The sequence below is a fragment of the Bradyrhizobium sp. 956_D2_N1_4 genome, from assembly GCF_052076025.1.
Taxonomy (GTDB): domain Bacteria; phylum Pseudomonadota; class Alphaproteobacteria; order Rhizobiales; family Xanthobacteraceae; genus Bradyrhizobium; species Bradyrhizobium barranii.
Genome location: NZ_CP197237.1, coordinates 3,558,701 through 3,584,080, shown reverse-complemented (window position 1 = coordinate 3,584,080; position 25,380 = coordinate 3,558,701). Strand labels below are relative to the sequence as shown.

20 protein-coding genes and 2 riboswitches are annotated in these 25,380 nt (G+C 64.4%); of the genes, 17 read left to right on the top strand and 3 right to left on the bottom strand.

All coding sequences use genetic code 11. The features are described 5' to 3' along the window. Positions 1–246: 246 nt before the first annotated feature. The 13 genes from AB7535_RS16815 (at position 247) to AB7535_RS16755 (ending at position 15,562) form a co-directional block, all read left to right on the top strand. Entirely contained in the window at positions 247–1,983 is a 1,737-nt protein-coding gene (locus tag AB7535_RS16815) for an adenylate/guanylate cyclase domain-containing protein (protein WP_135213758.1), read from the top strand. Positions 1,984–2,109: 126 nt separating this feature from the next. Further along, positions 2,110–2,286 (top strand): hypothetical protein, encoded by a 177-nt coding sequence (locus tag AB7535_RS16810; RefSeq protein WP_166341944.1) that lies wholly within the window; start codon positions 2,110–2,112, stop codon positions 2,284–2,286. Positions 2,287–2,438: 152 nt separating this feature from the next. Continuing rightward, positions 2,439–2,651 (top strand): hypothetical protein, encoded by a 213-nt coding sequence (locus tag AB7535_RS16805; protein WP_063983092.1) that lies wholly within the window; start codon positions 2,439–2,441, stop codon positions 2,649–2,651. Positions 2,652–2,755: 104 nt separating this feature from the next. After that, entirely contained in the window at positions 2,756–3,013 is a 258-nt protein-coding gene (locus AB7535_RS16800; protein WP_071913574.1) for a hypothetical protein, read from the top strand. Between the two features lie 128 nt (positions 3,014–3,141). Next, the gene (locus AB7535_RS16795) at positions 3,142–3,363 is read left to right on the top strand and encodes a hypothetical protein (protein WP_071913576.1); all 222 of its coding nucleotides are present in this window, start codon (positions 3,142–3,144) and stop codon (positions 3,361–3,363) included. Between the two features lie 75 nt (positions 3,364–3,438). Next, positions 3,439–3,652, top strand: a riboswitch (cobalamin riboswitch). 114 nt (positions 3,653–3,766) lie between these two features. Beyond that, positions 3,767–5,884: a TonB-dependent receptor plug domain-containing protein gene (locus tag AB7535_RS16790; RefSeq protein ID WP_439036686.1), complete on the top strand. Its 2,118-nt coding sequence runs from the start codon at positions 3,767–3,769 to the stop codon at positions 5,882–5,884. Between the two features lie 17 nt (positions 5,885–5,901). After that, entirely contained in the window at positions 5,902–6,912 is a 1,011-nt protein-coding gene (locus tag AB7535_RS16785) for a DUF6925 family protein (RefSeq protein ID WP_135213757.1), read from the top strand. 61 nt (positions 6,913–6,973) lie between these two features. Further along, entirely contained in the window at positions 6,974–7,552 is a 579-nt protein-coding gene (locus tag AB7535_RS16780; protein ID WP_135213756.1) for a hypothetical protein, read from the top strand. Positions 7,553–7,665: 113 nt separating this feature from the next. Continuing rightward, a riboswitch (cobalamin riboswitch) is annotated at positions 7,666–7,883 on the top strand. Between the two features lie 122 nt (positions 7,884–8,005). Further along, complete coding sequence (locus tag AB7535_RS16775) at positions 8,006–10,909, top strand: ribonucleoside-diphosphate reductase subunit alpha (RefSeq protein ID WP_354077773.1); 2,904 nt, start codon at positions 8,006–8,008, stop codon at positions 10,907–10,909. 10 nt (positions 10,910–10,919) lie between these two features. Next, positions 10,920–12,074, top strand: a complete 1,155-nt coding sequence (locus AB7535_RS16770; RefSeq protein ID WP_135213755.1) for a ribonucleotide-diphosphate reductase subunit beta — start codon at positions 10,920–10,922, stop codon at positions 12,072–12,074. Between the two features lie 75 nt (positions 12,075–12,149). Continuing rightward, positions 12,150–12,608, top strand: a complete 459-nt coding sequence (locus AB7535_RS16765) for a GNAT family N-acetyltransferase (protein ID WP_135213754.1) — start codon at positions 12,150–12,152, stop codon at positions 12,606–12,608. A 412-nt stretch (positions 12,609–13,020) separates the two neighbouring features. Beyond that, positions 13,021–14,745, top strand: a complete 1,725-nt coding sequence (gene ilvD, locus AB7535_RS16760; protein WP_071913594.1) for a dihydroxy-acid dehydratase — start codon at positions 13,021–13,023, stop codon at positions 14,743–14,745. Next, positions 14,732–15,562: a tetratricopeptide repeat protein gene (locus AB7535_RS16755; protein WP_071913596.1), complete on the top strand. Its 831-nt coding sequence runs from the start codon at positions 14,732–14,734 to the stop codon at positions 15,560–15,562. The genes ilvD and AB7535_RS16755 overlap by 14 nt, the downstream gene beginning before the upstream one ends. 105 nt (positions 15,563–15,667) lie before the next feature. On the opposite strand, the gene xth is transcribed toward AB7535_RS16755, so the two are convergent. Next, on the bottom strand, positions 15,668–16,465 hold the full coding sequence (xth, locus tag AB7535_RS16750; protein WP_135213753.1) for an exodeoxyribonuclease III: 798 nt from the start codon (positions 16,463–16,465) through the stop codon (positions 15,668–15,670). 133 nt (positions 16,466–16,598) lie between these two features. On the opposite strand from xth, the gene AB7535_RS16745 reads away from it, so the two are divergent. Then, on the top strand, positions 16,599–18,929 hold the full coding sequence (locus AB7535_RS16745; protein ID WP_135213752.1) for a hybrid sensor histidine kinase/response regulator: 2,331 nt from the start codon (positions 16,599–16,601) through the stop codon (positions 18,927–18,929). Between the two features lie 68 nt (positions 18,930–18,997). On the opposite strand, the gene AB7535_RS16740 is transcribed toward AB7535_RS16745, so the two are convergent. Next, positions 18,998–19,900 carry a hypothetical protein gene (locus AB7535_RS16740; RefSeq protein ID WP_135213751.1) on the bottom strand — a complete coding sequence of 301 codons (903 nt, stop codon included), beginning with the start codon at positions 19,898–19,900 and terminating at the stop codon, positions 18,998–19,000. Positions 19,901–20,145: 245 nt separating this feature from the next. After that, a complete protein-coding gene (erpA, locus tag AB7535_RS16735) occupies positions 20,146–20,475 on the bottom strand; it encodes an iron-sulfur cluster insertion protein ErpA (RefSeq protein WP_014495044.1) in 330 nt (109 codons plus the stop codon). 123 nt (positions 20,476–20,598) lie between these two features. Between erpA and AB7535_RS16730 the strand changes: the two genes are divergently transcribed. From AB7535_RS16730 to AB7535_RS16720, 3 genes are all read left to right on the top strand, one after another. Next, positions 20,599–21,807: a deoxyguanosinetriphosphate triphosphohydrolase gene (locus AB7535_RS16730; protein ID WP_354077778.1), complete on the top strand. Its 1,209-nt coding sequence runs from the start codon at positions 20,599–20,601 to the stop codon at positions 21,805–21,807. Between the two features lie 9 nt (positions 21,808–21,816). After that, entirely contained in the window at positions 21,817–23,607 is a 1,791-nt protein-coding gene (argS, locus tag AB7535_RS16725; protein WP_439036685.1) for an arginine--tRNA ligase, read from the top strand. A gap of 141 nt (positions 23,608–23,748) precedes the next feature. Beyond that, the gene (locus AB7535_RS16720) at positions 23,749–25,350 is read left to right on the top strand and encodes an SPOR domain-containing protein (RefSeq protein WP_354077801.1); all 1,602 of its coding nucleotides are present in this window, start codon (positions 23,749–23,751) and stop codon (positions 25,348–25,350) included. Positions 25,351–25,380: the final 30 nt, after the last annotated feature.

Genomic DNA, 25,380 nt, shown 5'->3' with positions numbered 1-25,380 from the left:
CGATGCCACGACATCGTTTCGCAGTCCTCACGCTCCTTCAACAATGCGGCAAAATACCGATGGGAACTCGGGAACTTCCGAAATGGCGGAAAGGGCAATGCCTTCAACCTTTGTTAACGAATAGGGCTCGCGCGACGGTTGCGCGCGGTTCAGGGCGCCGCGAAGGCCAGATTGCGCGTGTTCCCGCGTCCAAATCCGGTGTATTGAGTTCCCAACCGATCCTTTCAGCTCTTACCCCCACCGCTCATGCCACTTTTCAACCAGTCGATCAGGCGCAAGATCGTCGGGATCGCCCTCGGATTGATCGTCCTGATGCTGGTCACCGCGATTCTTTCGATGGTGATGTCGAGCCAGGTCGGCGTCCTGCTCGACGAGCTGACCGATCGCTACATTCCGGCCTACGGCCATCTGGCGCGCGCCAACATCCGCTCGCTGGAGCGCTCGGTGGCGCTGCGGCGGATGGTCATGATGAAGATGCAGGCCCCCTCGGAGGAGGAGGCCTATGCGGCGCGCCTGCGCGAATTCGAGGAGGCCGATCGGAAGATCGACGAGGAAGCCGAGGCCGCGCGCACGCACATCAACGCGATCATCGACGACAAAAGGACGCCTTCCGACAATGCCGGGCTGGCGCGGATCGAGACCCGCATCGAAACCACTCTCACCGAGCTGCGTCACGACATGAATGAGGACCACGCAAAACTCCTCAAGCAGGTCGAAGGCAAGCAGATGACGGAGGCGCGCGGGACCCTGGAGCATCTCGACACCATACGCGACCAGTTCAACCAGAAGATCGACGCGATCCGCGCCGACATGCTGAAGCAGGTCTTCGCCAGTACGGCGACAGTGATCGGTCGCCAGCGCCAGGCGATGATCATTTCGGGCATCGTCACCATCCTCGCGGCGGTGGTCGGATTTGCTTTCGCGCTCCTCGTCTCCAGTGGCATCACGCGACCGGTGCGGCTGTTGCTCGCCGGCACCCGCGAGGTCGAGGCGGGCCGCTTCGACAAGACCATCACGGTCTCGACCCAGGACGAGATCGGCGAACTCGCCGCCGCCTTCAATCGCATGATCGAGCAGCTGCGGCACAACGAGCGGATCCGTGAGACCTTTGGCCGCTATATCGATCCCAAGGTGGCGCAGGGGCTGATCGACCGACCCGAAGTTGCCATCGACGGCCAGCGCCGGGTGATGACCATCATGTTCTCCGACATGAGCGGCTTCACCTCGATGAGCGAGGGCATGACCCCGCGTGGCCTCGTCAAGGTCATGAACCACTATTTCACGGTGATGTCCGCGCCGATCCGGAGCCATCGCGGCGTTATCGATAAATATATCGGCGATGCCATCATGGCCTATTGGGGCCCTCCCTTCATTGAGGAGGACGAGCCGGCGCTGTTCGCCTGCTACGCCGCCATCGACATGGCCGATGAGGTGCCGGCGTTGCAGAAGCAATTGCCTGACCTGCTCGGTATCCGCGCCATGCCAGGCCCTTGCGATCTGCGCATCGGGATTGCCACCGGCGAGGTCCTGACCGGCAGCATCGGCTCCGAGCTGATGATGAGCTTCACCGTGATGGGCGATGCCGTGAACCTCGCTTCGCGGCTCGAACTGGTCAACAAGATCTACGGCACGCGGATCCTGATCGCGCAGGCCACGGCGGACGCGATCGGCTCGAACCTCGAGCTGCGCGAGATCGATCGTCTGGCGGTGGCCGGCCAAAGCGCATCGCAGGCCATTTTCGAGGTGATGAGCAAGGCGCACGGGCTCAGCGTCCCGCAGGAGAGCCTGCGCGCGCGCTACGCCGAAGGCCTCGCCGCCTACCGCGCGCAGCGCTTCGACGAGGCTCGCGCCGCGTTCAATGCAGCGCTCGAAGCCGTGCCCGGCGACGGTCCCTCGCGCACGCTGCTCGGCCGCATCGCGCAGTTCGAGGCCAATCCGCCGGACGCCAATTGGGACGGCGCCTGGCGGCTGGAGCAGAAATAGCTGTTCTTGCTGGGCTTGCACCGCCCTTGCTGGAAAAAACGTTTCTACTCGATAACGATGTTCGCCGTGACCTATTTCTCAGGCTTAGGTTTGACGTCCCTTGTGGCGTTTGATGGGGACACGCCGATGACAGAACTTCATGACAGGCTGGAACGGTTCGAGACGCTCACCGCCGAATGCGAGCTGATTGCCAAGCTCGCCACCGACAGCACCAAGCGCGAGTTCTATCTGAGACTCTCGGAGCAGTATCGTCAGCTGGCGGTGGATATGCGGAAGGCGATCGCGACCAAGGCCGCGGCCTGACGCCGCCTGCAATCCGTTCTTAATGTTTGGCGCGCATCCTTTGAGGATGCGAGCGTCGCGATCATGATTGCTCGCATTGGGAATGCCGAGGTCCGTTGCGGTGCAGCGCATCTCGCTGACGTCGCTTTGCCGCTCCTCACCAGGGCAATCCCATGCGCCTTCTCGCAGTCCTCATCTTCGCGCTCATGACGGCCGCCTGCAACCAGGAGCAGGACATCACCGGCTCGACCCCGGTCTGTGCGATGCGGAACTACAGCTCCTACAATCCCCGCGACATGAACCAGTGCGTTGCCGCCTGCAAGGCGTGCGACCACGGCAACACCGTCACCTGCACCACGTCATGCACCCTCAAGGGTGCCCACTGAGCGGCGGCGCTGCGTGAAGCTGAGGAGCAGACGGTGCTCGGGCACCGGAACGATTCACATGGGTTAGTCATTGAAGGGGCAGGCAGGACGCGGAGTCCTATGGAATGGGTATGCTCGATCCCGGTCGGTTCCTGGTGTCGTGCTCGCATTGCGATGCATGGCCGATGGCGGCCAACGTCAAACGTTCGAGCTGGTCGGCGTCGCCGCACGAGGTCCGCTTCGTATGCCCGCGCTGTCGCCGCGAGGAGACCGCCATCATCTCGGCCTCCGGTGAGCTGACCCCGATCCGGCGCATCGACGCTCCGCTGCGCGATGTCACCGCGGCCTGGGCTCAGGCCCAGCGGCCAAGAGGTCGGGCGTAGCCCGCCCGTCACAGGACCAAGAGATCGGGCGTAGTCGGCTCTGCGCAACGCCTTGCGCGGTCCGTTTTTGGAACCCAGCCTACGCCGACGCGTTTCCGCTCCGACATCAACGCACCGAGGCCCTGCGAATGATCAGCGAGCATTTCGACACCCGCACCCGGATCAACATGAAGCTGGCGCTGGATCGGGTCTGCCGCAATCGCCCGGTCGGCGAGGACCATTGCTTTCGCAGGTCCGTTGCCGAGAACATCATCCGCTGCGCGCTCACGGGCCGCACCGGCATCGGCCAGCTCGTCGATGCCGGCGAGCGGGCGGTGATCAGGACGCGTTCGGAGCGGGAGCCGGCCTGATTGCGCCGGCTCAATCTCCGGTGCGGTGCTTTGCCCGTCATGCAACCGGCCGATTGACTCTCCGCTTGCCCGCCCCGTAGATTGGCCGGTGACGGTTCTCCTCACGGAGATCAAAAGGGAACGTGGTGCGAGGTTTTCCCGATACCGGGATATTCTCAACGCCACGGCTGCCCCCGCAACTGTAAGCGGTGAATCTTTCGTCATATGCCACTGGGAATCTCGGTCCTGGGAAGGCGACGTAAGGTAACGACCCGCGAGCCAGGAGACCTGCCGTCAGCCGTGGTCACACGCGAAGATGTCGGTCGGGGAGTACAGACATTAGCTTCACGGGAGCAATCGAACGCTCCGCCGTGAAACCTCGTTCGCTGTGACGTGCCACTGACGTCATACCGAGGTTACAAGAGTGTCCCGTATTGTCTTTGCCGCCAGGCGCTTCCGCGCCGGCGTTGTCGCGTTCGTTTCCCTGTATTCGCTCGATCTGTCCATTGCCCAGGCCCAGCAGTCGGCATCGCCCGATCTGCTGCCGCCGGTCGAGGTCGCGCCGACCGAGCGTGCGGCCAAGCCGCGAGCCGCGCGGCCTGCGCCCGACCAGCCCGAGCAGCGGCGCGTCGCTCGGCTGCCGAAGCCCGAGCTGGTGCCGGCGTCGCCCCCGGTTGCCGGGGTATCCGCGGCCAACCTGTTTCCGACGGTCGTCGTCAGTCCGACGGGCGTTGTCACTCCGACCAATCTGGTTGCGAGCTCGGTGACGGTTCTGACCGCCAGAGACATGGAGCGCGATCAGCGCCGGACCGCATCCGATGCGCTGAGCGCGGTTCCTGGCCTGAACCTCGTGCAGACCGGCGGTCCGGGGGGACAGACGTCGATCTTCATGCGCGGAACGAATTCCAACCACACCAAGGTCCTGATCGACGGCATCGATGTCAGCGATCCCGGCAACCCGAACCGTTCGTTTGATTTCGGCCAGTTGCTCACCTCCGACATTCAGCAGATCGAAGTCCTGCGCGGTCCGCAGGGCGGTCTCTACGGCGCAGACGCGCTGGGTGGCGTGATCTCCATCGTGACGAAGAAGGGCGACGGTCCCGCCCGCGCCACCGGCTCGGTCGAGGGAGGCTCGTTCGGAACGTTCAATCAAACTGCAGGTCTGAGCGGTTCACAGGACCACTTCAACTATGCCTTCAACGTCGCGCATTTCCACGCGAACGACGTGCCGGTGACGCCGGTCGAATTGCTGCCGCCGGGGCAGAAGGCGATCGGCAACAACTACGACAACATGACTTATTCGACGAAGCTTGGCGCCGAACTGAGCGAAAACCTGACGCTCAATGGCGTGGCGCGGTACACCGACGCTACCCTGCGCTTTACCGGAGACACCTTCGATCCCGTCACATCCGCGAGCTTTCCCGCGGCCGCGCAAAGCACGCAGACGGTGCACCAGCTCTTCACGCGCGGGGAGGCGGTCTGGTCCGCTCTCGACGACCGGATGAAAAGCTATTTCGGCGTCAACTACACCAATCACTGGAACTACAACATCTCGCCCGGCGACGTGATGGCCACGATTACGACCGGCGACCGCGTCAAGTATGATTGGCACACCACGACCCAGCTCGCGCCCAACAACAATGTCATCATTGGTGCGGAGCATGAGACCGAAACACTGCAAACGGCGACGGTCTCGGCGCAAAACGTCAACAAGGCCGGGTATATGGAGCTGCAGTCCCAGTTCCGGGATCGAGTCTTCTTCACGGCCAACGTCCGGCAGGACGACAACGAGCGGTTTGGAGAGCATCCGACCTTTCGTCTGGCGTCTGCCGTGATCGTGCCGGTCACGGATACGAAGTTCAAGGGAAGCTACGGCACGGGGTTCAAGGCGCCCACGCTCGACCAGCTTTACGTGAGCTTTCCCGCGTTCTTCTTCTTTGCAAATCCCAACCTCAGGCCCGAGGAAAGCGTCGGATATGACGCCGGCTTCGAGCAACCCTTGTTTGGCGATCGCGTTCGCTTCGGCTCGACCTACTTCCGCAACAACATCACGGACCTGATCCAGAGCACGTTCGATCCCGTGACGTTCGCGAGCACCAACACCAATATCGGCAAGGCGATCACGGAGGGCACGGAGAGCTTCGTCGCGGCTGCGATCACGGACCGGCTTCGCGTTCGTGCCGACTACACTTTTACCCGCGCGGTGGATGCGACGGCGGGACTGGAGCTGCTGAGGCGTCCGAAGGAGAAGTGGAGCGCAAATGTCATCTGGAATCCGATCGATCCGCTGACACTTTCCGCAACCGTGTTGCACGTCGGGAGTTTCGTCGATGGTAACCGCGACTTCAGCATTCTGCGTCTGCTGGCTCCAGCCTACACTGTCGTCAACGTCGCAGCCGAATATCTGGTCACCGACCAGGTGAAGGTGTTCGGCCGGGTCGATAATCTCGCCAATGTGCACTATCAAAATCCGACCGGCTTTCTGCAGCCGGGACTGGGCGTCTATGGCGGCATTCGCCTGGCGAATTACGACGTCAGATAGCGAGAGAGAGAAGCCTCATGACGACGGCCGATCCGCTCATGGACCTGATCGCAAGCCAGCTTGCCGACGCTGAGGCCGGCTGGAGCGTCGGCACGTTCGGTGCCATTGCCGAGTTCACACGCGAGCCCGGTGAGGCCTTCGATATGGAGCAGTCTCGCAACGGGATCAGCGCCGTGACGCAGAAGGGTGGGATACGCGTTGTCTCCCACCCGGATCTGCGCCTGATCGCATCGGAATCGCCGACCACGGAGAGCTGGAGCCACCGCATCGCGCTGTGTCTTCCGCATGAAGCCAGCGCCATGAGTGGTCGTACCGTGCTGACCGAGCTCGGTCCGGATATCGAGGCGCTCCTGACGAGGGATCGCAGCGGCATCCTGTTCGACCTTGGCCTCGGAACGTTGCAGGTCGACGCCTGCATCCGTGTCAGCGATGCCGATGCCGTCGCCGCGCTCAGGAGCCGCACGGGCCAATCCGTGTTCGCGCCCGAAAGCGACGCCATGCGGATCATTCTGGCCGCCAATCCGCACCGCGTCTTCATCAGCCGCATCGGGCGCGCCGAGGTATTCCAGCCGATCCCGCCGCCGGGCGGGCAAAGCCCTGACGGCCCGCACACCCACGTCTCGCCAAAGCTGCTTGCGCATCGCCGCACCCATGCCGCCACCGAGCCGCTGCCTGAGGGGTGGATCCCCTGCGCGCATCTCTATCCGGCCCATCCGCTCCGCGATCAGCTCGGCCGCAAGCGCGCTTTTCGGCCGGATCATCACGCAGCCTTCCAGGCGCTGCTCGAACTCTATGGGCTGCCGGAGCTGACGGCGTGCAAGAGGGCCGTGGTCGAGGCGGTCGCGAAGGGGCGGGGATCTGAGACGGCGACGCTTCCGCCCGATCGCACGGCGCGCGCCACCGTTCGCGTGGCCTTGCGCCAATTGGCGGCCAAGGAGCCGCACACCGTGACACTCGCCGCCTGGCTTGCCGCCTACGACCGGCGCGATCCAGCCGAGACTGAAGATCCCATGGAGGCTCTTCACTGAGTCAGACGTGATGCCGCGTTCCAGCAAAATTGTGCTACAAATCCCACAAGGAGATCGTTCCATGACTGTCACCATCCTGCCGCCCCACGCCGACCGTTTCCGCCTTCATCCGGTCGCGTCGCGCATCGCGCCGATGTTCTGCTTTGCACTGCTGACGGTGTCATGCGCGCTCGCGAGCTTCGCGCTTGCCTGCGCGACGCCGTTTGCGGCGTTCGCCGTCGTCGCCGCCGCGATGCTGCCGATGCGTCCGGCGCTGCTCGTCGTCACCGGCGCCTGGCTCGTGAACCAGACCATCGGCTTTGGCGTGCTGCACTATCCCATCGATGGCAGCACCATCGCCTGGGGCTTTGTCATCGGTGCTGCCGCGTTGCTGTCGACGGCAGCGGCATCGACCGTTCTCCGCCTGCTGCCGCAGGGCCGCACGCCGCTGATGCTGGCCATCGCGCTCGTCGCCGCCTACGCCGCCTATGAGCTCGCGCTGCTTGCCGCGACGCCGTTCCTTGGCGGAGAGGGCGCGTTCACTGCGGCCATCGTGACGCGCATCGGGCTGACCAGCGCCGTCTGGCTCGCCGGCCTCGTCGCCGCCTGCGAGATCGTCCGCCTGGTCGATCCGTTCGGGCGCGCGATGCGGAACGCGTAATGCTGGATGTGCGTCATCCCAAGGGTTGCGCGAGCCAGGCGGGAACTCCCGCATTCCACAGGGAACACCGCTTCCGGCCCGCAACGAATCGTTGACACCCGGCTGCATATGTCACCACATGTGGGCGTCACGGTTCCGCTGGATCGCAAGATTTAGTGGCTAAGAGGGAAGCCGGTGAACCGCGCGAGAGCGCGGAATTCCGGCGCTGCCCCCGCAACTGTCAGCAGCGAGCTGCTTCCGAACAATCGTCACTGGTGCCTTTCGCGCCGGGAAGACGGGAAGTGGGCGACGACCTGCGAGCCAGGAGACCTGCCGCGACGATCTGAACGTCCACGGGCGGGGTGTCCGGCGGTCGCTTGCACGCACCGCCCGGCAACTCTGCCGCCGGCGTTTCTGCAGCGTCCTTCCTTACAGCCCCGTTCAAACACAACGCGCGCATCACGGGGCCCTTTGATGTCACTCAACCTGCACGACGCGGACACCGCTTCCGCACCCATCGTTCATTTGCGTCCACAATCGCTTGCGCCTGCTTCGAGCGAGCCGGCCATGCAGATCATCCGTCGCAACGGCAAGGTCTCGCCGTTCGATTCCGCGAAGATCGCGGTCGCCATGACCAAGGCGTTTCTTGCGGTCGAAGGCACCAGTGCGGTCGCCTCGCGCCGCGTCCATGAGAGCGTGGAGCAGCTGACGGCCGAAGTCGTCGCTGCGTTGATGCGGCGGGCAGGCGAGGGACGCACCTTCCATATCGAGGATGTGCAGGACCAGGTCGAGCTCGCCTTGATGCGGAGCGAGCACCACAAGGTCGCACGCGCCTATGTGCTGTACCGCGAGGAGCGGTCGCGCCAGCGCGCCGAGGAGGCGGCCGCGGAAGCGACGCCCGCTGTCGCGCCGGCACTTCATGTCACGCTCGCCGACGGTTCGCGCGTTGGTCTCGACACCAAGCGGCTTGCGCTGATTATCGGCGAAGCCTGCGCCGGTCTCGACGGCGTCTCCGCGGCACCCGTGCTCACCGAGACCACCCGCAATCTCTACGACGGCATCAGCCAGGACGAACTGACGCTGGCCTCGATCATGGCCGCACGCACGCTGGTCGAGCAGGAGCCGAATTATGCTTATGTCAGTGCGCGCCTGCTGCTGGACAAGCTCCGCGGCGAGGTGCTGTCCTATGTCCATGCCGGGCCGACCTTCGCCTCGCAGGCCGATATGGCTGTGCGCTATGCCGAATATTACCCGGCCTACGTGAAGACCGGCATCGCTGCCGAACTGCTCGATCCTGAACTGGCCCGCTTCGACCTCGGCCGGATCGCGGCTGCACTCAAGCCCGAGCGCGACCTGAACTTCCAGTTCCTCGGCCTCCAGACGCTGTACGACCGCTACTTCCTGCACGTCCGCGGCAAGCGGATCGAACTGCCGCAAGCTTTCTTCATGCGCGTCGCGATGGGTCTTGCGGTGCGCGAGATCGACCGAGAGGCCAGGGCGATCGAGTTCTACGATCTGCTGTCATCGTTCGACTTCATGGCCTCGACGCCGACGCTGTTCAATTCGGGTACGCTGCGTCCGCAATTGTCGTCCTGTTTTCTCACGACAGTCTCGGACGACCTCGACGGCATCTTCAAGTCGATCAAGGACAACGCACTGCTGGCAAAATATTCCGGCGGCCTCGGCAACGACTGGACGCCGGTCCGTGGGCTCGGCGCCCACATCAAGGGCACCAACGGCGAGAGCCAGGGCATCATCCCGTTCCTGAAGGTTGCCAACGACACCGCGATTGCCGTCAACCAGGGCGGCAAGCGCAAGGGCGCGGTCTGCGCCTATCTGGAGACCTGGCACGTCGACATCGAGGAATTCCTCGACCTGCGCAAGAACACCGGCGACGACCGCCGTCGTACCCACGACATGAACACCGCCAATTGGGTGCCGGACCTGTTCATGCAGCGCGTCGATGCCGATGGCGAATGGACGCTGTTTTCGCCCGACGAGACGCCCGATTTGCACGATCTATACGGCGGGGCGTTCAAGACGGCTTACGAGGCCTATGAGGCCAAGGCGAAAGCCGGCGGCATGCGCGTCTTCAAGACCGTGCGCGCGAGCGACCTCTGGCGTCGCATGCTGACCATGCTGTTCGAGACCGGTCATCCCTGGATCACCTTCAAGGACCCCTGCAACCTGCGTTCGCCGCAGCGGCACGTTGGCGTGATCCACTCGTCGAACCTCTGCACCGAGATCACGCTGAACACCTCCGCCGACGAGGTCGCGGTCTGCAATCTCGGCTCCATCAACATGCTCAACCATGTCGGGCCTGATGGTGTCGACCAGGCCAAGCTGAAGCGGACGGTGACCACCGCCGTCCGGATGCTCGACAACGTCATCGACATCAATTTCTACACCATCCCGGAGGCGCGTCGCTCCAACATGCGTCATCGTCCCGTCGGGCTCGGCCTCATGGGCTTTCAGGAAGCGCTTCAGGTCCAGCGCATTCCGACCGCGTCCGACGCGGCAGTGGCGTTTGCCGACACCAGCATGGAGGCAATCTCGTTCCACGCGATCGAAGCGTCGTCCGATCTCGCCGCGGAGCGCGGACGCTATCCGAGCTTCGAGGGCTCGCTGTGGTCGAAGGGCGTCTTGCCGCTCGACTCCATCCAGCTTCTCGCCGACGCGCGCGGTGGTCTCGACGTCGATCGCTCCGCAACACTCGACTGGGATCGCCTCCGCGAGAAGGTCACGTCCAGCGGCATGCGCAACTCGAACGTCATGGCGATCGCGCCGACGGCGACGATCTCCAACATCTGCGGCGTCTCGCAGTCGATCGAGCCGAACTATCAGAACCTGTTCGTGAAATCGAACATGTCCGGCGACTTCACGGTCGTGAACGAGTTCCTGGTGCGCGACCTCAAGGCGAGGGGGCTTTGGGACGAGGTGATGGTCTCCGACCTCAAATATTTCGACGGCAGCGTCGGCCAGATCGACCGCGTTCCTGACGATCTGAAGGCGCTCTACGCCACCGCCTTCGAGATCGACAGCGCCTGGCTGATCGAGGCGGCCGCGCGCCGGCAGAAATGGATCGACCAGTCGCAGTCGCTCAACCTCTACATCGCCAATCCCTCCGGCAAGAAGCTCGACGCGCTCTACCGGCTGGCCTGGCGGCGCGGCTTGAAGACGACGTACTATTTGCGCTCGCGCAGCGCCACGCATGTCGAGAAATCGACGTTGAAGGGCACCGACGGAAAGCTCAATGCGGTGTCCGCGTCTGTGGCGGTGTCGCACGCGCCGATCGTGATCCCGACCGCAGCGGCACCGGACCTCGACGGCATCAAGGCCTGCCGGATCGACGATCCCGAATGCGAAGCGTGCCAGTGAGGAGATGACGATGCTCGACTGGTCCGATACCGAAACCACAGCAGCCGCTCCGGCCGCCTCAAGTCTAGCCACTGCACTGCGTCCGCAGAGCCAGCTCAAGCTCGAGCCGGCCGACCCGACCGGCCTAGGTGCGATCGACCGCGCCGGCGGCCGCGTCTCCGTCGACGAGAAGCGGATGATCAACTGCCGCGCCGACGTCAACCAGCTGCTTCCGCTGAAGTACAAATGGGCCTGGGAGAAGTATCTCTCAGGCTGCAACAATCACTGGATGCCGACCGAAGTTTCGATGCAGGCCGACATCGCGCTATGGAAGTCGCGGGACGGGCTGACGGAGGACGAGCGGCGCGCGATCAAGCGCAATCTCGGCTTCTTCGCAGCCTCTGAATCGCTCGTCGCCAACAACATCGTGCTGGCGATCTACCGTCACCTCACCAATCCGGAGTGCCGGCAGTACCTCCTTCGGCAGGCCTTCGAGGAGGCGGTGCACACCCACACCTTCCAGTATATCGTCGAAAGCCTCGGCCTCGACGAGGGCGAGCTGTTCAACATGTACCGCGAGGTGCCGTCGATCACGGACAAGGCGGCCTGGGCGCTCAAGCACACGCAGCACCTGGACGATCCGTCGTTCCAGACGGGGACGCCGGATAGCGACCGCGCCTTCCTGCGCGATCTCGTCGCCTTCTATGTCGTGTTCGAGGGGATGTGGTTCTATACCGGCTTCGCGCAGATCCTGTCGCTTGGCCGCCGCAACAAGATGGTCGGCATCGCCGAGCAGTACCAGTACATCCTGCGCGACGAGAGCATCCATCTCAACTTCGGCATCGACGTGATCAACCAGATCAAGATCGAGAACCCGCATCTGTGGACGGCGGCATTCCAGGACGAGGTTCGCGGCATGATCCGTGATGCGGCCGAGCTGGAGGCCGCTTACGGACGGGACACGATGCCGCGCGGCTTCCTCGGCCTGAATGCGGCGCTGTGCGAGCAGTACATGCACTTCATCGCCAACCGCCGCTGTGCGCAGATCGGGCTCGCTCCGGTGTTCGCCGAGGTCGAGAACCCGTTCCCGTGGATGTCGGAGGCGATGGACCTGAAGAAGGAGAAGAACTTCTTCGAGACCCGCGTCATCGAATACCAGAATGGTGGTGCGCTGACTTGGGAATAGCACCGATCATGACTATGCCGCGGGCGTGCCACCTGTGCTTAAACGGTGGCACGCGTGCGACAGCAGGGGGATGAGGTGGAGATCAGACGAGACGATCCGACGGCGCCCTATGTCGCCGACTTGTTGGCACATCATCTCGAGGAGCTGCGCAGCGTCATGGCCGAGCGCGCCTTCGCTCTCGATGCCACCGGCCTTTCGGCTGCCACCGTGACCTTCTGGACGGCTTGGCAGGACGATGTCCTGCTCGGGTTCGGTGCGCTGAAGGAGCTGGATCATACGCATGGCGAGGTGAAGTCGATGCGTGCCGCGCCGGCTGCGCGGGGCACCGGGGTAGGGCGCGCACTGCTGAGCCATATCATCGCTGAAGCCCGCAGGCGGCGTTACGTGCACCTCAGCCTGGAGACCGGCACGGCGGCCCTGCACGCGCCCGCCATCTCGCTCTATCGCAGCGCCGGTTTCGTCTCCTGCGCGCCGTTCGCCGACTATGAGGCAAGCCCGCACAACCAGTTCATGCGGCTCGACCTGACGGTTTGAGCTGGGCGCTTCGCGCTCATCACTCCCGCCTCAGGATGACGGGGTTGGTACTGCGGGCCGCCGCGACTCAGGTGAGGCACGCTCCGTTCCCGAGACCCGCGCTGGGGAGCGCCGGAGCGGCTTTGAAATCTCAGGTTGTGAATTGTCATAATCACGAGGGTATCGCAGTAAGCCAACCCGTGTCTTCCCGGTAACGATTGTGCTGTCCCTGCAACACTCATCTTGGATTAAACCCTTATCTCCGTCCGTTCGCATCAGCGCCGCTTTTTAGCCACACCCGAACATGAATAAAATCGCTCTAAAGTTTGAAGGGCATCGGCGGTCTTCGAAGGACGGGAAATCCCAAGGTCGATTCAAATCTTGGCTCTGATTTTTCGGGTCTGAAAGGGTTGGCCGGGGAAACTGGTTTGCGATGGACGCAAAGACCGACATCAAGCAGAGGCTGCCGAGCCGTCACGTGACGGAAGGCCCGACGCGCGCGCCGCACCGGTCCTATTTCTACGCCATGGGTCTGACCACCGAGCAGATCCACCAGCCCTTCGTCGGCGTCGCCTCCTGCTGGAACGAGGCCGCCCCCTGCAACATCTCCCTGATGCGCCAGGCCCAGGCGGTGAAAAAGGGCGTTGCATCCGCCGGCGGCACCCCCCGCGAATTCTGCACCATCACCGTCACCGACGGCATCGCCATGGGCCATGACGGCATGCGCTCGTCGCTGCCGTCGCGCGAGTGCATCGCCGATTCCGTCGAACTGACCGTGCGCGGCCACGCCTATGATGCGCTCGTGGGCCTTGCCGGCTGTGACAAGTCGCTGCCGGGCATGATGATGGCGATGGTCCGTCTCAACGTGCCCTCGATCTTCATCTACGGCGGTTCGATCCTGCCCGGCAATTTCCGCGGCCAGCAGGTCACCGTCCAGGACATGTTCGAGGCCGTCGGCAAGCACTCGGTCGGCGCCATGTCGGACGAGGACCTCGACGAGATCGAGCGCGTGGCGTGCCCCTCGGCGGGTGCCTGCGGCGCGCAGTTCACTGCCAACACCATGGCGACCGTCTCCGAGGCGATCGGCCTGGCACTGCCGTACTCGGCCGGCGCCCCGGCGCCGTATGAGATCCGCGACGCTTTCTGCACGACCGCGGGCGAAAAGGTCATGGACCTGATCGCCTCCAACCTCCGGCCGCGCGACATCGTCACGCGGAAGGCGCTGGAGAACGCCGCCGCCGTGGTCGCGGCGTCCGGCGGCTCGACCAATGCTGCACTGCACCTGCCGGCGATCGCGCATGAGTGCGGCATTAAGTTCGACCTGTTCGACGTCGCCGAAATCTTCAAAAAGACACCATATGTCGCGGATTTGAAGCCGGGTGGCCGTTATGTCGCCAAAGACATGTTTGAAGTAGGTGGCATACCGCTTCTGATGAAGACGCTGCTCGACAACGGATTTCTCCACGGCGACTGCATTACGGTCACCGGTCGAACGATCGCCGAAAACCTCAAAAGCGTTAAATGGAATCCGCACCAGGATGTGGTGCACCCGGCAGACAAGCCGATCACCGTCACCGGTGGTGTGGTTGGTCTGAAGGGCAATCTGGCGCCAGAAGGTGCGATCGTGAAAGTCGCGGGAATGTCTAACCTGAGGTTCACCGGTCCGGCGCGATGCTTCGACCGGGAGGAGGACGCCTTTGAGGCTGTCCAGAACCGCACCTACAGGGAAGGCGAGGTCATCGTGATCCGCTACGAGGGCCCCAAGGGCGGTCCCGGCATGCGGGAAATGCTCCAGACCACCGCGGCGCTGACGGGCCAAGGCATGGGCGGCAAGATCGCGCTCATCACCGACGGCCGCTTCTCCGGCGCCACCCGCGGCTTCTGCATCGGCCATGTTGGGCCGGAAGCCGCCATCGGCGGCCCGATCGGGCTGCTCGAGGATGGCGACATCATCGAGATCGACGCGGTCGCAGGTACCCTTAACGTAAAATTGAGCGACCAAGAGCTCGCCCAGCGCAAGACCAAATGGAGCGCTCGCGCGACTAACCACACGTCGGGTGCGCTCTGGAAGTATGCTCAGCAGGTTGGACCAGCGGTCGGTGGGGCAGTGACCCATCCGGGCGGCGCGCACGAGAAACAGTGCTATGCGGACATCTAGGCGTGCCATAGTTGCGTTTGTGTTGGGGGTCGGTGCGCTGGCCGCGCCGGCGCTCGCCTTTGACGGCTCGGCCAGCAAGGATGCGGCCCTCCCGGTCGTGACCACCTTGCCGGGCGCCGCGGGTGCCGTGCGCAGCAAGGTGGCGGCACCGGCGACCACGCCCCAGGAAACCTCGCTCAGCGCCCTGCAATATGCCGCCGAAGGCGGTCATCCCGGCGCTCAGTTCAAGCTCGGCCGCATGTATGCCGATGGCGACGGCGTCGCCCAGGACGATGTGCGCGCCTTCGAATATTTCAGCCGCATCGCCAATGCGCATGCCGAGGACAGCCCGTCGGCGCCGCAGGCGCAGGTCGTGGCCAACGCCTTCGTCGCGCTCGGCCGCTACTATCTGAGCGGTATCCCGAACTCGAAGATCAAGTCGGATCCGGACCGGGCGCGGGAGATGTTCTCCTATGCGGCCTCCTATTTCGGCAATGCGGATGCGCAGTACGATCTCGCCCGGCTGTATCTGAAGACCCCGGACGCCTCGCGCGAGGATTTCCGCTATGGCGCGCGCTGGCTCGGCCTTGCCGCCCAGAAGGGCCAGCACGAGGCGCAGGCGCTGCTCGGCCAGATGCTGTTCAATGGCGACCGCCTGCCGCGGCAGGCCGCGCGTGGCCTTATGTGGCTGACGCTGGCGCGTGACAGCGCCGGTATCGAGGAAACCTGGATCAAGGAAAGCTACAACCGCGCTTTCGCCAAGGCCTCGGACGACGACCGCGCCATGTGCCTGCAAATGCTGGAACAGTGGGTGCAGGGCGTTCAGGGCCGCCGGTAGTAGGTACCCCCGCCGGGTAGGTTAGCCCGCGGCTGCGCAAAGCGCAGTCCGCTGGCTGCGCGAAGCGCAGTCCGCCGGCGCCATCCAGCACCTCCAGGCATCTGCTCAAGCCGCCTCCAGATCCAGATCCGCCCATACCGGCACGTGGTCCGACGGCTTCTCCCAAGCCCGCACATAGCTGTCGATGCCGACATTGGCGAGCCGGTCGCTGGCCTGCGGCGACAGCAGCAGATGGTCGATCCTCAAGCCATGGTTCTTCTGCCAGGCGCCGGCCTGGTAGTCCCAGAAGGTGTAGAGCCCGGGCTCGTCGGTGACCGCGCGCAGCGCGTCGGTGAGGCCGAGGCCCAGCAGGGACTGAAAGCTCTCCCGCGTCTCGGCCTTGAACAGGGCGTCCTCGGTCCAGGCGGCGGGATTATGGACGTCGCGGGCATGCGGGATGACGTTGAAGTCGCCTGCGAGGATCAGCGGCTCCTCGGCCTTGAGGCGCTCCCTCGAATACTCAAGAAGCCGCGACATCCATTTGAGCTTGTAAGGATATTTCTCGGTCCCGACCGGATTGCCATTGGGCAGATAGAGGCAGGCGATGCGCAGCACGCCGTGCTTGAGCGTGACCACGCCCTCGAGGAAACGGGCATGAGCATCCTCGTCGTCGCCGGCGAGGCCCGACTTGGTCTCGTCGAATCGGAGCTTCGAGAGCAAAGCGACGCCGTTGAAGGTCTTCTGACCGTGGGTGACCACGTTGTAGCCCAGCGCCTCGATCTCCAGCCGCGGGAAGGCCTCGTCGACGCATTTGATCTCCTGGAGGCAGACGATGTCCGGCTGGCATTCCTTCAGCCAGGTCAGCAGCAGGTCGATCCGCTGCCGGACCGAGTTCACGTTCCAGGTAGCAATTCTGATGGGCATTGGTGGGGCTCCGGGCAGGGGCCATGGTTAGAACAAACTGCAAACGCGCCCGTCAAGGACGCCGCAAAATCTCCCACAAAATTAACCCGGCTTAAGCCGGGCTCGGGCCATTGATACCGAAAAGGTTTTTCGAATGGGATGGCCGGACAAATCCATGAAGCAAGCTGAGCCGCGCGACGGCCTGATCGGCGCGTTCCTGTACTGGCTCGGCGGCTTCGAGATCGAGGACGGCCTGACCGCCGATCTCAGCGAGCGCGAGCTGCGCCGCATCCGCGCCAAGCAGATCGACGCGGTGATGCGCGCGATCCCGGTGACCATGGCCGTCACCATGCTCAACGTCGCCATTGTGCTGATCCTGTTCTGGGGCAGGGGCTGGAACGATTTCCTCGCGATCTGGGGCATGACCCTCGCCGTCACCGCCTCACTTGCCGTGCGCGCGTGGCGGCGGTCGCATCAAAGCCCGCCGCAGGAAGCGTCACCGCGCGCCGCGCGGCAAATGCTGCGGCAGGCGTTCTTCCTCGCGGCGATCTGGGGCACGCTGCCGCTCGCGCTGTTCAGCCGGGTCGAGCCGACCAGTCAGCTCATCCTGGCCTGCCTGATGGTCGGCATGATGTCCGGCGGCGCCTTCACGCTGTCGACCTTCCCGCGCGCGGGCCTCGTCTATCTTGCGACCGTGACGATGGCCTGCGCCGGCGCGCTGTTCTTGTGCGGCACCGGCCCGTATCTGCTGACCGCGGTGTTCCTGCTGCTGTTCGCGTTCTTCATGGCGCGCAACATCGTCTCGCAGGGCAATCTGTTCCTCGGCAATCTCAAGGCCCGGCTCGAGCTCGAACGTCAGACCGAGATCATCTCGCTGCTGCTGAAGGACTTTCAGGAGAACGCCAGCGACTGGTTGTGGCAGACCGACGCCGAAGGGCATCTCGTCGACGTGCCCCAACGCTTCGCCGAAGTGGCGCAGCTTCCGCTTCCGCTGCTGAAGGGCTCGCATTTCGTCGACGTGCTCGACATGCTCTGTCCCGACGACAAGAGCGCAGCCTACAACGTCGTCGGCCTGATGGAGCAGAGCGAGCCGCTGCACGAGATGAACCTCAAGGTCGTCGCCGGCGGCGAGGCGCGGCTGTGGTCGCTCACCGCGAAGCCGGCCTACGACCGCGACGGCCAGTTCCTCGGCTATCGCGGCTTCGGCCGCGACGTCACCGAGCGCTGGCGTGCGGAAAAGGCGGAGGCCGAGAGCCGCGCGAAGTCCGACTTCCTCGCGGTGATGAGCCACGAGATCCGCACGCCCATGAACGGCGTGCTCGGGCTTGCCAGCATGCTGCTGGAAACCAGGCTCGATCCGGAGCAGCACGAGGCCGTCACTTCGATCCGCGAGTCCGGCGACAATCTCCAGCGCATCCTCAACGATATCCTCGATCTGTCCAAGCTCGAGGCCGGACGCTTCGCGTTCGAGGCGATCGACTTTGCGCCGCAGGCGCTGGTCGAGACGGTTGCGACCGTCGTGCGCGCAGGCGCCAAGAGCAAGGGGCTCGCCGTCAAGGTCGAGCTCGACCCGAACCTGCCGCCGACGCTGCGCGGTGATGTCGCGCGGATCCGGCAGGTGCTGCTCAACCTCGCCTCCAACGCGGTAAAGTTCACCGACGAAGGCGAGGTGACGATCAAGGCCACCTGCCAGGCGCGCCGCGATCTGCTTGCGACCGTCGAATGGACCGTGACCGACAGTGGCATCGGCATCGCGCCTGAGAAACTCGGGGAGCTGTTCTCCGACTTCGCGCAGGCCGACGCCTCGATCAGTCGCCGCTTCGGCGGCACCGGGCTTGGGCTTGCAATCTCCCGGCGCATCATCGAGCAGATGGGCGGCACCATCGGCGTCACCTCGACGCCGGGCGAGGGCTCGACCTTCCGCTTCACGCTGGTGCTGCCCTGGAGCCAGGCTCAGGCCTCCGACCAGGCCGCGGGCAGCGATGAAGCCGACGAGCTCAAGGCGCGGATCGCGGGGCTCGACCGGCCGCTGAAGGTGCTGGTGGCCGAGGACGACGCCGTCAACCGCATGGTCGTGACCAAGATGTTGGGGGCGTTCGAGGTCGAGCTGCGCGTCGTCACCGACGGCGTCCAGGCGGTCGAGGCTGCATCGGAGAGCGATTACGATGTCGTGCTGATGGACGTGCGCATGCCGGACATGGACGGCCTTGCCGCGACGCGGGCGATCCGCGCGCAAGGCGGGCGCTTCGAAGCCTTGCCGATCGTCGCGCTGACCGCCAACGCCTTCCCCGAGGACGTCAAGATCTGCCGCGAGGCCGGCATGTCGGATTTTTTGGCAAAGCCGTTGCGTAAGCCCGCACTCGCCGCCGCCTTGCTGCGCGCGCTCGACGGCCACATGATGTCGGAGGACGCGTCGCTTCAGCCGGAGCTGACGCCGCTTGATGTCGCGTGGACGGACGAGGAAAGGCAGATGACCGGCATCTAGCCGGTCAGATCGAGAAGCTGGTCCCGCTGAGCTACTGGCGCGTGCGCCGGCAATGTAACGCGGCGCCGCTACAGTTTTCCATAGACGCGCCCGGCGACCGCCTTCAGGCGTTCGACCGAGGCGGACTCGGGATGCGGCTTGACCGGCGCGAACAGGATCGAAGCCTGCCTGCCGTTCTTCCAGACATAGATGTTGACGGCGTTGCCGTTGCCCTTGGTGCAGGAATGCTCGCCGAACGCTTCACTGCCGAGCTCGGGTATCGCCAAATGTTTGCACGGGCCCGCGCGCTTCATCACGCTGATGACGGTGTCGCGCGACATCGCGATCACCGCGACGGTCATGGTGTTGGCCTCGCGATCGAACATCATGCAGCTGCCGGCGCCGGTCCGCTGGACCGTCAGCGTGCTCTTGTCGAGAAAGCCGTCGGCATCCGCGGCCGTGAGCCACTCGCAATTGCCAAACCGCTCGCTGCTCTTGCTCACGTTGGCGATGGCAACGCGCGCGGCTTCGGTGATCGGCCCGAGCAGCGCGTCGTCGGCACGCCGGCCGATCGGATAGACGCTGATCTGCAGAATGTAATCGCCGGACAGGGCGACGACCGAGGCCTCCTGGCGCTCCGCGCCGGCGGTGCTCGTTCCGCCCTGGCCTTCGTCGCCGATCCCCGCGACTGCGTTCAGCGGCATGCGCTCACCAAGCGTCTTGACGAAGGTCGCGTACAATTCCCTGGCGCGGTCCTTGTCGGGATTGCGGAACACGGTCAACATCATCGTGTCGCCGCGCCCGCCCTGGTAGATGCAGCCGCGGCCGTCCTGATTTGAAATCAGTGACCATTTGAGCGCCGGCATCGCACGGGCGAGCTCCTGGGCGCTGATGAACGGGCAGGTTTCGGCCGCGCGCGCGGGAAGCACCGGGACGGCTGCGATTGCAAGGAATAGAGCGAGGCAAGAGAACAGACGATCAATAATGCGCATTGGATAATTTAATACCGCTATTGGCGCCGCTGACGAGATTTAAGCTTTCTAGAATGATTGGACAGGGGCCGCTTCGGCGTCAGACTGTATCGGACGGACCCGCCGAGCCCCCTTGGGGACCTCGCGATGATCACAAATTACCCCTGATTTGCCCGACGCGTCAAACGATTTTCGTAAAGTCCGAAATGCATCGTGCCGGCTCCCGGCTACTTTGCATGGGGTTGTTTTTCAGATTTTAAGTCGGGCTAGATCGAGAAGCTGGTCCCGCACCCGCAGGACGCCGTCGCATTGGGATTGTTGACGCGGAACGAGGCGCCGATCAGATCGTCGACGAAATCGACCTGCGAGCCCGCCAGGAACGGCTGGGAGGCGGAATCGACCAGCACGACGGCATTCTCCTGCTCGATCACAAGATCGTCGTCGGTGCGGTCGCGGTCGATGTCGAATTTGTACTGGAAGCCCGAGCAGCCGCCGCCCTCGACGGAGATGCGCAGCATCGCGCCAGAACCTTCGCCCTTGAGGATCTCCCCAATCCGGCGTGCGGCGCGGTCACTGATGGTCACGTCAGTCGTCATAGCTCGTCTCCGATAGTCCCGCGGTCATACCAACTTCACTTGCCCAATTCATTTGGTATCCCGCGTCCGGCATAGTTAAGTGCAAGCATACGCAGAATCAAATGGATAGGGACTAAATTCGTCGTGTCCGTCGGAATGGCAGCCCCCCGTGCGCCCTATGCCTGCGACCCCGACCGCAGCCGCGGCCGGCTGGTCGTGGAGCCGCCGAGCCGGACCCGCAGCCCGTTCCGGCGGGATTGCGACCGGGTGATCCACTCCACCGCGTTCCGCCGCCTGAAGTACAAGACCCAGGTCTTCGTGTTCCACGAGGGCGACCACTACCGCACCCGGCTGACCCATTCGCTGGAGGTGGCGCAGATCGCTCGCGCCCTGGCCCGGCAGCTCGGGTTGGACGAGGACCTCACGGAAACGTTGGCGCTGGCTCATGATCTCGGCCATCCGCCGTTCGGCCACGCCGGCGAGCGGGCGCTGGATGCCTGCCTGAAGGATTTCGGCGGCTTCGACCACAACGCCCAGACCTTGCGGGTCGTCGCGTCGCTCGAGCATCGCTATCCGGAGTTCGACGGTCTCAACCTGACCTGGGAGTCGCTGGAGGGCATCGTCAAGCACAACGGCCCGCTGACGGATCGCAGCGGCGCGCCGGTCGGGCCCTATCGCGAGCATGGCATTCCGGTCGGCATCGCCGACTACATCAAGACCTACGATCTCGAATTGTGGAGCTTCGCCTCGCTGGAGGCGCAGGTCGCCGCGATCGCCGACGACATCGCCTATGACGCCCATGACATCGATGACGGTCTGCGCGCCGGCCTGTTCCATCTCGATGATCTCAAGGTGATGCCGCTGACCGCGGAGATCATCGCCGAGACCTCAGCGCATTATCCCGATCTCGAAGACGTCCGGCGCGGCGCCGAGCTGGTGCGCGAGCTGATCTCACACCTGATCGGTGCGGTGTATTCGGAGGCGCAGAAGAACCTCGCCGTCGTAAAACCGCAATCAGCCCAGGACGTGCGCCGGCAGAGCCGGGCGCTGGTCACGTTCCCGGCGGCGGTTGCCGAGGAGGAGGCCGCCATCAAGCGCTTCCTCTATCAGCACATGTACCGCCACAAGCGGGTGATGCGGGTGATGGGGGAGGCGGAACAGATTCTGTTCGACCTGTTCGCAAAATACCTGACATCCCCCGGTGAGCTGCCACCGGAATGGCTGCTGGGGGCGGAGGCGGACAATGAGGGCGACCGGGCCCGCCGGATCGGCAATTTCATTGCCGGAATGACCGACCGTTTCGCCCTGACCGAGCACCAGCGGCTCTTTGACTCGACCCCGGATTTGCGTTAGGCGGCGGCCATGCCCGACACATCCTCAGCACTGCACCTGTTCGCCGACGTGCTCGCACGCGTGCACGCCGCCTGCCGCGCGCTCGCAGCGGACGCCAACTGGCCCGAGGGTATCGATTTCTCGCGCGTGGTGGTCGAGCCGCCGCGCGACGCCTCCCATGGCGACATGGCGACCAACGCCGCCATGGTGCTTGCGAAAGAGGCAAAGGCAAAGCCCCGCGACCTCGCCGAGCAGATCGCCGAGCGGCTCCGTGCCGACGTGCTGATTGCCAAGGTCGATGTCGCCGGTCCCGGCTTCATCAATCTGACGCTGAAGCCGGCCGCCTGGGCCGAGGCGTTGCGGACGGTGCTGCGCGAGGGGGCCGACTACGGCCGCGTCCGCGGTGGCTCCAAGGTCAATGTCGAATACGTCTCGGCGAACCCGACCGGACCGATGCATGTTGGCCATTGCCGCGGCGCCGTGTTCGGCGACGCGCTGGCAAGCCTGCTCCAGTTCGGTGGCCACGACGTCACCCGCGAATACTACATCAACGATGCCGGTGCGCAGGTCGACGTGCTCGCGCGTTCCGCCTTCCTGCGGTACCGCGAGGCACTTGGCGAAAGCATCGGCGCGATCCCGGAAGGGCTGTATCCCGGCGACTATCTGAAGCCGGTGGGCGCGGCGCTGGCGAAGGAGCACGGCGACAAGCTCCTTGCGATGAGCGAGGCCGAGTGGCTGCCGACGGTACGCGCCAAGGCGATCGCGATGATGATGGACGAGATCAAGGACGATCTCGCAGCCCTCAACATCCGCCACGACGTGTTTTTCTCCGAGCGCTCGCTGATCGAGACCGGCAACAACAAGGTTGCCGAGACCATCGATTTCCTGAAGGCCAAGGGCGACATCTATGAAGGCCGCCTGCCGCCGCCGAAGGGCGCGCCGGTCGAGGATTGGGAAGACCGCGAGCAGCTCCTGTTCAAGGCGACCGCTTACGGCGACGATGTCGATCGTCCGCTGATCAAGTCGGACAATTCCTACACCTACTTCGCCTCGGATATCGCCTACCACAAGAACAAGTTCGATCGCGGCTTCGCCGAGATGATCGACGTCTGGGGCGCCGACCATGGCGGCTACATCAAGCGGATGCAGGCGGCGGTGAAGGCGACGACATCCGGCAAGGGCGCGCTCGACGTCAAGATCGTCCAGCTCGTGAAGTTGCTGCGCAACGGCGAGCCGGTGAAAATGTCGAAGCGGAGCGGGGACTTCGTCACCTTGCGCGAAGTGGTGGATGAGGTCGGCCAGGACGCCGTCCGCTTCATGATGCTCTACCGCAAGAACGATGCGGTGCTCGACTTCGACCTCGCCAAGGTCATGGAGCAGTCGCGCGACAACCCGGTATTCTACGTCCAGTACGGCCACGCCCGCGGCCACTCGATCTTCCGCAACGCCCGGGCCGAGGTGTTCCCGGAACTGCCTGAGGATACCGGCAAGCGGATCGCGTGGCTCGGCGAGTCGGCGGTGGAACGGCTGTCGGACCCGGTCGAGCTCGAGCTGCTCAAGCGCCTCGCAATTTTTCCGCGCATGCTGCAGGCCGCCGCCGCGGCCCATGAGCCGCACCGAATTGCCTTCTATCTCTATGACTTAGCGAGCGAATTTCACGCACTTTGGACGAAGGGGCGCGATTTGCCCTATTTACGCTTCATTATCAATAATGATGCAGATCTTACAAAGGCGCGACTGGCCATGGTCCAGGGCGTCGTCTCTGTCCTGGCATCGGGCCTCGCCATCCTCGGCGTCCATGCTCCGGACGAGATGCGGTAGTTTGGGGCGAACTACTTAAGGGGAATTTTGGGGGTAACCGGCAGAAGCCGGACCGCTTAGACTTGGTTGAATGCCTTGTGGGTCGAAAGCCGCGCCTTGGTCGAGGGGCGCGCGGCTTTCCCGAAGGGACGCATCATCACGATGGCCGAACGATATCAGGACAGAACGTTTCCTTCCGATGGCTATGGTCGCGGTGGCGATCAGCATGGGAAGGCGGACAACGATCCCTTGGCCGAACTCGCCCGCCTGATCGGACAGACCGATCCATTCGCAGCGCAGGGACGGCCGAGCGCGCAGCCGCCGGCACCGCCAACGCAGAGCTATCAGGACCACGACTATCCGCAGGACGACTATCGGCAGGATTATGCCGAGCAGGCGCCGCCGGCTCAGCCCGGGCCGCCCTCATGGATGCGGCGCGCCAACGTGCAGCCGCAGCCCGCGCCCGAGCAGCCCGACTATCCCGTTTCTGTGAACCCGGTTCATCCATTGCACCGCTATTCAGCTCAGCCGACCGCGCCCGAGCCTGATTTCCATCAGCCGCAGGCCTATCAGGACCACGCTTACCAGGATCAGGCCCATCAAGCGCAGGCCTATCAGGATCAGGCCCATCAGGGCCGCGCTCACCAGCAGCATGATCAGGCTTACCAGGAGCAAGCCTATCAGGAGCCGCATCAGCCACCTGATCCGGCACGCTACGACGATGCGCTTTATGGACGGCTGGAGGGCGGCGAGCAGGATTATCAGCGCGATCCCGCCTATCCGGACGATCCTTACGCGTTCCAGAGCGACTATCCCGAGGCCGATCTCGACGAGCCGAAGAAGCCGCGCGGCGGCATGATGACGGTCGCAGCGATCCTCGCGCTTGCCGTGGTCGGCACTGGCGCGGCCTTCGCCTACAAGACCTATGTCGGTTCGCCTCGCAGCGGCGAGCCGCCGATCATCAAGGCGGACAACACGCCGACCAAGATCGTGCCGGCGCCGACCGACTCCTCGGCCAAGGTGCCGGATCGCATGGCGAGCGGCGATGGCTCCGAGAAGATCGTGCCGCGTGAAGAGGCGCCTGTCGACGTCGCTGCCAAGGCGGGCGGTCCGCGCGTGGTGTTCCCGCCACTGAACCAGAACGCGAACCCGCCAACGGTCGCGAGCGTGTCGCCGTCCACGATCCCGCCGCCAAGCGCGGGTCCAATCCCGAGCAACGGCACGCTGCCGGCCAACACGCCGCGCTCGATCAGGACTGTGGCCGTGAGGGCCGATCAGACCGATAGCACCGCGCCGCAATCCGCGGCCGCCAAGCCGGCGGCAGCCGCGCCGAAGCCCGTTGCCGCGCCCGCCGCACCGCCTGCGCCGCGCAATCCGCCGACTTCGGCCAATGCCAGTGCCAACCAGCCGCTCTCGCTTGCGCCGCAATCGACGCCGGTTGCGGAGGTGCCGCAGCGGATGGCTGCGACCAACCCGACGCAAATCACGCCCGCCAGCAATGGTGGTGGCGGCTACGTCGTGCAGGTCTCCTCGCAGCAGAGCGAGGACAGCGCGGCCGCGTCCTACCGGGTGCTTCAGAGCAAATATGGCAGCGTGCTTGGATCGCGCTCGCCGGTGATCAAGCGGGTCGATCTGACCGACAAGGGCAAGGGGGTCGTCTATCGCGCTTTCGCCGGACCCTATGGTTCGGCCGAGGAAGCGACGCAGGCTTGCAACAGCCTGAAGTCCGCTGGCCTGTCAGCCTGCTTCGTCCAGAGGAATTAACGGCCGTTTCCTTGACCCCCTCGCGGGGCA

What these genes read in the sequence shown, in the direction of transcription:
- AB7535_RS16815 (WP_135213758.1), top strand. Translation starts at nt 247, where the DNA reads ATGCCACTTTTCAACCAGTCGATCAGGCGCAAGATCGTCGGGATCGCC.
- AB7535_RS16810 (WP_166341944.1), top strand. Translation starts at nt 2,110, where the DNA reads ATGACAGAACTTCATGACAGGCTGGAACGGTTCGAGACGCTCACCGCC.
- AB7535_RS16805 (WP_063983092.1), top strand. Translation starts at nt 2,439, where the DNA reads ATGCGCCTTCTCGCAGTCCTCATCTTCGCGCTCATGACGGCCGCCTGC.
- AB7535_RS16800 (WP_071913574.1), top strand. Translation starts at nt 2,756, where the DNA reads ATGGGTATGCTCGATCCCGGTCGGTTCCTGGTGTCGTGCTCGCATTGC.
- AB7535_RS16795 (WP_071913576.1), top strand. Translation starts at nt 3,142, where the DNA reads ATGATCAGCGAGCATTTCGACACCCGCACCCGGATCAACATGAAGCTG.
- AB7535_RS16785 (WP_135213757.1), top strand. Translation starts at nt 5,902, where the DNA reads ATGACGACGGCCGATCCGCTCATGGACCTGATCGCAAGCCAGCTTGCC.
- AB7535_RS16780 (WP_135213756.1), top strand. Translation starts at nt 6,974, where the DNA reads ATGACTGTCACCATCCTGCCGCCCCACGCCGACCGTTTCCGCCTTCAT.
- AB7535_RS16775 (WP_354077773.1), top strand. Translation starts at nt 8,006, where the DNA reads ATGTCACTCAACCTGCACGACGCGGACACCGCTTCCGCACCCATCGTT.
- AB7535_RS16770 (WP_135213755.1), top strand. Translation starts at nt 10,920, where the DNA reads ATGCTCGACTGGTCCGATACCGAAACCACAGCAGCCGCTCCGGCCGCC.
- ilvD (WP_071913594.1), top strand. Translation starts at nt 13,021, where the DNA reads ATGGACGCAAAGACCGACATCAAGCAGAGGCTGCCGAGCCGTCACGTG.
- AB7535_RS16755 (WP_071913596.1), top strand. Translation starts at nt 14,732, where the DNA reads ATGCGGACATCTAGGCGTGCCATAGTTGCGTTTGTGTTGGGGGTCGGT.
- xth (WP_135213753.1), bottom strand. Translation starts at nt 16,465, where the DNA reads ATGCCCATCAGAATTGCTACCTGGAACGTGAACTCGGTCCGGCAGCGG.
- AB7535_RS16745 (WP_135213752.1), top strand. Translation starts at nt 16,599, where the DNA reads ATGGGATGGCCGGACAAATCCATGAAGCAAGCTGAGCCGCGCGACGGC.
- AB7535_RS16740 (WP_135213751.1), bottom strand. Translation starts at nt 19,900, where the DNA reads ATGCGCATTATTGATCGTCTGTTCTCTTGCCTCGCTCTATTCCTTGCA.
- erpA (WP_014495044.1), bottom strand. Translation starts at nt 20,475, where the DNA reads ATGACGACTGACGTGACCATCAGTGACCGCGCCGCACGCCGGATTGGG.
- argS (WP_439036685.1), top strand. Translation starts at nt 21,817, where the DNA reads ATGCCCGACACATCCTCAGCACTGCACCTGTTCGCCGACGTGCTCGCA.
- AB7535_RS16720 (WP_354077801.1), top strand. Translation starts at nt 23,749, where the DNA reads ATGGCCGAACGATATCAGGACAGAACGTTTCCTTCCGATGGCTATGGT.